Annotated in this window: 7 protein-coding genes; 1 reads left to right on the forward strand and 6 read right to left on the reverse strand. The window is 59.2% G+C overall.

The genetic code is table 11. The features are described from left to right. Positions 1-86: 86 nt before the first annotated feature. From NKI35_RS31085 to NKI35_RS31105, 5 genes are all read right to left on the reverse strand, one after another. Entirely contained in the window at positions 87-350 is a 264-nt protein-coding gene (locus tag NKI35_RS31085; protein WP_352742616.1) for a hypothetical protein, read from the reverse strand. Positions 351-651: 301 nt separating this feature from the next. Then, positions 652-870 carry a hypothetical protein gene (locus tag NKI35_RS31090; RefSeq protein WP_352742618.1) on the reverse strand — a complete coding sequence of 73 codons (219 nt, stop codon included), beginning with the start codon at positions 868-870 and terminating at the stop codon, positions 652-654. A gap of 238 nt (positions 871-1108) precedes the next feature. Further along, entirely contained in the window at positions 1109-1801 is a 693-nt protein-coding gene (locus NKI35_RS31095; protein ID WP_352742620.1) for an SOS response-associated peptidase, read from the reverse strand. A 9-nt stretch (positions 1802-1810) separates the two neighbouring features. Beyond that, positions 1811-2191, reverse strand: a complete 381-nt coding sequence (locus tag NKI35_RS31100; protein WP_352742622.1) for a hypothetical protein — start codon at positions 2189-2191, stop codon at positions 1811-1813. After that, positions 2191-2472, reverse strand: coding sequence for a hypothetical protein (locus NKI35_RS31105; protein WP_352742624.1), 282 nt, complete (start codon positions 2470-2472; stop codon positions 2191-2193). Before NKI35_RS31105 ends, NKI35_RS31100 begins: the two co-directional genes overlap by 1 nt. A 57-nt stretch (positions 2473-2529) precedes the next feature. Here NKI35_RS31105 and NKI35_RS31110 point away from each other — a divergent pair, with 57 nt between their 5' ends. Beyond that, entirely contained in the window at positions 2530-2859 is a 330-nt protein-coding gene (locus tag NKI35_RS31110; RefSeq protein WP_352742626.1) for a hypothetical protein, read from the forward strand. A 1737-nt stretch (positions 2860-4596) separates the two neighbouring features. On the opposite strand, the gene NKI35_RS31115 is transcribed toward NKI35_RS31110, so the two are convergent. Then, positions 4597-4773, reverse strand: a complete 177-nt coding sequence (locus tag NKI35_RS31115) for a hypothetical protein (protein ID WP_352742628.1) — start codon at positions 4771-4773, stop codon at positions 4597-4599. Between the last annotated feature and the right edge of the window lie 747 nt (positions 4774-5520).

A 5520-nucleotide genomic window follows, 5' to 3' on the forward strand; every position in this document is an offset into this window, starting at 1 on the left:
GTGGCGCTCCCATGAAGAACCTGGCCCATAGCGCATCCTTTGATTCGGACGAAAAGTATGCGCCATCAAAGCCTGGGATCAAACAGCTAGAGCTTCACCAGCCGCACAACATCAAGCGCGACCGTCACCACCGGGCCACCCAGGCTGACCGTTACGGCGTCCTTCTCGACCCGTGTGACGCTGCCGATTAGTTCGATGGTCTGACCTTTGACCACCTTCGTGGTGCTATCCCGAACGGAATGCGGAAATCCGTAAGTCGGTATTGACACGCTGATCCTGTCGTCAGTGACGCGTCGAATAATGGTGGCGTCGATCGCCACCTCATCGCCGATCTTGATACCACTAGCCATGCACTGGAGTTTGGTGCGGCCGTCTCAGGGGTCAAGTAGCGGAACCTAATATGCGCTTTGAGCTTATCTGCTCCTGAGCACACGCGGCTTCAACTTCCTCGACAAATGGATGAGCACCTGCCCAACGTGTTGATTGATCATGACGATCCTGTCGCCATCAGCGATCTTGCTGACCAGGTCACGAAGGCGGCTGAGGACGAGGGCACATAAGCCCTGAGAAAATCAGCGAAGAGGTGGGCAGCGTCTTTGAGGTCATCCTTGAGGCGATACAGAGCCGCGAAGGCGGGACAACGGGCTAGTCTCATTCCATGTCCGGGACGTCGCCGCTGACGAACAGCATCGTGGGCGGCCCATAGTCGCCGAGCGCCGGGTCTGCATCACGGCTCCAGGCTATGACACCAACATGGCTCGATGACAGAGCCTTGGCCGTGCGGACCGCGCGCTCCTCGCTTTGCTGATCACTCGGGCCGTAAGCGGTGAATAGCTCGCCGTCCTCGCCTCGATCAAATGCAACGACCACATCAGCTTCGGCTTGGCCTGAGTGGGCAGAACCTTGTCCGACATTTAAACCTCCTAAAGAAATTGCTCGCCTTCGCTCCTATGTCCGAAACAGAACCAGTGCGAAGGCTGACGCGGCTTAGCAAAGCCGAACCCAGCATCCTTGCCGCAGCCGAGATGCTCGCACGCATGATTGTCGACCCGCCGTCGATCGCGCGGGGGCGCTGTCATGCCTTCGGCAAGCCGTGTTGGTTCGTCGCTCATAACGGGTTGATCGGCCCGACCAGGCCGGAATGGTCGTTGGGCAACTTGTTGACGGCGCTGGTGTTCACCTCACGCCCAACGCGGTTGAACTGAAGCTGCCCGTCGATGTCGTGGCTGAGAATGTCCTTGAGGCTGTCCTTGGGCGTCGCCGGGTCCAGCCAGGCGTCATAGTAGGCCGGGTCGAGAATGAGAGGCTGTCGATCATGCAACTGCTTCATCGGGTCTGCGGCAGGCTCTGTGATGATGGTGCAGCTGGTTATGTCGAGATTTGAATTGTAAGCCCAAAGGCCGGCGAACGAGAAAGGCGCGTGGCCTGGCTGGTAGATGTGCCAAGGGTCCTTCTTGCCGTCGGCTGGTGAGATGGTCCACTCATAAAACCCATCCGCAGGGATCAGGCAGCGCTTCGACTTGAAGGCGTCGCGGAAAGCTGGCGCTGTATCAATGCCCTCGATTCTCGCATTGAACATAGCCGCCTTCGGCATTTCCTTCGCCCAGAAGGGAACCAGCCACCAGCGCCCTTCGCGGAGCTTATGATTGCCATCTTCGCCAGCGGTGACGAATGGAACATCCTGCGTTGGCGCAATGTTGTAGCGCGGCTCGTCGTTGCGGCCGGTTTCCGCTGGCGCAGTCAGTCTGTAGAGCCGGTGAATTTCCGACCACGACAGATACTTGGTGTAGCGTCCGCACATGGCTTTGCCTCAGTTGCGCAGGAGTTCAGGCACGCTGAGCGGGCCGAGGTCGAGAATTCTCCTATACTCGTCGCTGCGGCGCCAAACGCCGCGGATTTTGCCCTTTTCGCGATTCCGCTTCGCGTCGAAGGCCTCACCTTGAAAATGATCAAGGAACGTCTTTGCTTCGGCTGGATCCGCGAAGCAGTGCAATCGATATTCCTCATATTTGCCGTTTGGCCAAACCGCTTGCACGTGCCTGATTTGGAAAGTCATTCCACGCTCCTGACAGTAGTCGTGGATCGTGGTCCGGTTCCGACCGGTGCAGAGGTCATCAGGCAGCGCCACCTGGTGTGGCCATTTTTCGTCGATTGTTGATGGCGGCAGTATGCTGCTGCTGCGCTGGACCATCAGTGGCGAGCGCCGCCGGTGTTCTTGCTCTCACGGAGATAGATGTCGGCCTGATGGCGTATGGCCTCTGCCAAAGACAATGCACGATCAAGGTCATCGGGATAGTTCGCCAGGCACCATATGGCGGTTAGTTCGGCGACGGCCGCCTTTTGGCTGAGAGGTGAGAGGCCGCGCATCTGCTTTCCCATCTTGCTGACAGCCCGGTGGACGGCGGGCATCTCGCGCCTGACCGTGGCGTAGATTTCGGGCTGTTCGGATTCAGTCGCAATCATCGGTTTCATGAGGTGTCTCCAATTTGCCAGAAGTGAACAAAATAGGAACACAAGAGTCAATCCCTCTTGACTGGACAGGAATATGTTCCTCATTTGTTCGCCATGGCGCACGATCCGATCAACACGCTGGGCAAGGCGACCCGGCACAACATGCTTGTGAAAGCCGAATGCAGCTGCGGCAATGTCCGCTACTGCCGATCAGCCGACCTCATGATGGTCTACGGTGGCGGCGTTGATCCGCAGAAGCTGAAATTCGACTGCAACCGTTGCAAGCCGCAGATCAAGATTACGCTTCTCGAGGTCCATCCCGAACATCTGCCGAAGCGCCTGATGATCCACAAGCCGATGAAAGTCGACGGCAAAATTGTGTGGCACACCGAACGATTCCGGGGTTAGGCGTTTCGCAAGGACGAAAGCCCCGTTAGACGCCGTAGCGTGATCGAGAGGATTCGAAAATCGCGATTATGCCCGCCTGCGAGAGAGCGGCGCCTTCCCATATCGCTAGCACGCCCATGCGGGCTCCGCTGCCGGCAATTGACACAGCGTTGCCGCCAGCCATCAGTTCGGGCGTATAAGAGGCGTTGGAGGCGCCCCGGGGAGGTCACAGCAGCGTTGAACGTTGAGTAGCTGCTGTTAATGCCCATGAAGCTCGCCGTCGCGCCGCCATTCTCATTGATCGAAAAGGAGTACATTCCCCAAACGCTGCGAGTGAATGCGGACCGGTCGCCAGAATGCCAGCCGCGGCGTTCGCACGACAGACAAGAAAGGGCATGGATCCACCCCAGCCGAGGCCGACGAGCACGGAAGCGTCGTCTGGCCGGCGCCGATCTGGCATCCATTGATGACGGTCGAGATCGGAAGGCCACGCTCGAATTCGGCGGGATGGTGAGATTGTTCGCCGAGGCGACGCTCATCTCGACCATCTTATTCGCATCGGCCAGGGCAAGCGGATAGCTGGCGGTTTGCGTGCTGAGAGACACGCCATTCGGCCCAGTCGGCCGGTGACCACTCTGGCGCCCGTAACTCCAGTGACGCCCGTAGCCCCGAATGATGCCCGCAGGGCCGGTCGGACCCGTTGGGCCGGTGGGTCCGGTCGCTCCGGTTATACCTGTCGGTCCGGTTGCGCCGGCTACCCTGTCACTCCGGCAGGTCCCGTGGCGCCCGTCGGCCCGCCCGCGGATCCGGTTTCGCCCGTGACGCCAGTCGCTCCCACAGGGCCGGTAGCCCCGTCGCGCTGCCCGACGGTCCCGTGGCTCCGGTCGAACCAAATGCCCGTCGCCCCGATGGGGCCAGTAGCGCCCGTGGCGCCGGCGGGACCTGGGAATACGGATGCCTCGCCCACCGGCCCCGTTGGGCCGGTGGAACCGGTCGGACGTCGCCGTGCAGTAGCGCCATCGTCGCCGGCGACAATGCATCTGGTGTGGCCACTTGGTTTTTTAGCTTGCCGTCGCTTCTCCGAACGTCCGAGAGCGCATCGATCGTTTCGTCGATACTGAGTGACGATCTCGGCCAAGTCTGAGTCTAATTGCGAACCCGGAAACGGGAAATTCTGCTGTTCTTGCTGAAATGCAACGTACGAATAATCGAGGACGGGCTTCGTCGGAGAGGGCATTTGGGTGTGCACCGGAACGTCGCTTCCACCTCGCATCGCGGCGCCGGAGCAGTGCTCCGCACCCAGATTTCAGATGCTTGTTGGAAGTCCGTTGACGTTAGCCTCGGCAGGATCCGAAGCGGTTGGTGCAGATGCCCGAGTCCTGCTCTGTTCCGGCGACGAGAAGCTTACCAGTATTGGTTCGTCGGGGCCAGCGCAAAGACCGGCCTACGCGACTATCCGAAGGAAAAGGAAACCACCTCTGATCAGGCAGGCAATCGGCGTGACAACCAGCACCACGGTGAGCCATCTGAAAAGGTCGCCCACCCATCTGAGGCGTTTCGACTTGGCGGTCTCAACGGTGAAAGGATGCTCGTATTGATAATTTTCCGCGTAGATCGCCGGTCCGTATGCGATTTGCGAAAAATACGAAAAGCCTGGCGCGCAAACGATGAAAAGCAAACTGGCAAACAGCCAAAAAAGGATGCTGTTGAACGTTTGCAGATTTTCCGGACTTTGCGATAGGCGATCGTAGTTGGCGCTTAGAAGCCCAGCGCCGCAGCAACCCCGGCAGCCGAAACCAAGGCTGGGGCTTTCATCGCGTCAGATGAGAACGTCTGGACCTGAGCCGCGTGAACTTTTGCCCTCTCGTCGTTCTTGCCGAAGGCAATTTTTGCGTCCGCGATCCTTCGATCAAATTCTTCTTTCGACTCTGCCATGAGCCATTATAGGCGGTCGCTTGATTGGCGCTAGATGGACGCCCGTCGTCGGCGCTACCGCTCCGGCCGGGTCGAACAATGTCGCACCGGTCTCGGGGCCGGTGCGCGCAAAAGCTTCACCAAGCCCGATCCTGTAGCCCCGGTTGTTGGCGTTTCGGATGAGCTCGACTGACCGCGGATCTATAAACATATCGGCTAGCGATCGGAGGTTGCTGCGCAGTGCAGCACGCTTTGCGGCGTCGCCGGCTTTGACGATCGAAGTCCCCAAAGACTTCACGAGCTTGACGGCCATGCCGGTTGGAGATGTAGCGCCGCCAAGGTCCGCATTCATGGACCGATTAAATTCCGTGGCACTGCACGGCAGTCGGCAATCAAGCGCGCGTTGTTCAGGCGGTTTACCGACGGCCGATCGAAAAGTAGCTCGTGGGTCGATCCCGCGAAATCAGCTTGTATGTCCGGAACGCGCCTCATGACAGTTATTCCCACGGTCCAGTCCATTCACCAAAGCGGGCGTCGCCAAACGGCCAACCTCAGGCTGTTATCTGCCCAACATTGGTCTGGAACGACCGGAATCCAATGGCCCGGAGCTATCTTCCTTTGGCTCGGCAGTAATGCCAGACTGGATGGAGGGAGCACGACATGAGGCAGACGCGTAAAATAGTAGCGATTCTGGTCTCGGATGTGGTCGGCTACAGCCGGCTAGCCGGCGCAGATGAAGATCGCATCTTGGCACGGCTGCGGGCGTTG

Origin of the sequence: Mesorhizobium sp. M0676 (assembly GCF_040320535.1) — a bacterium.
Classification (GTDB): domain Bacteria; phylum Pseudomonadota; class Alphaproteobacteria; order Rhizobiales; family Rhizobiaceae; genus Mesorhizobium.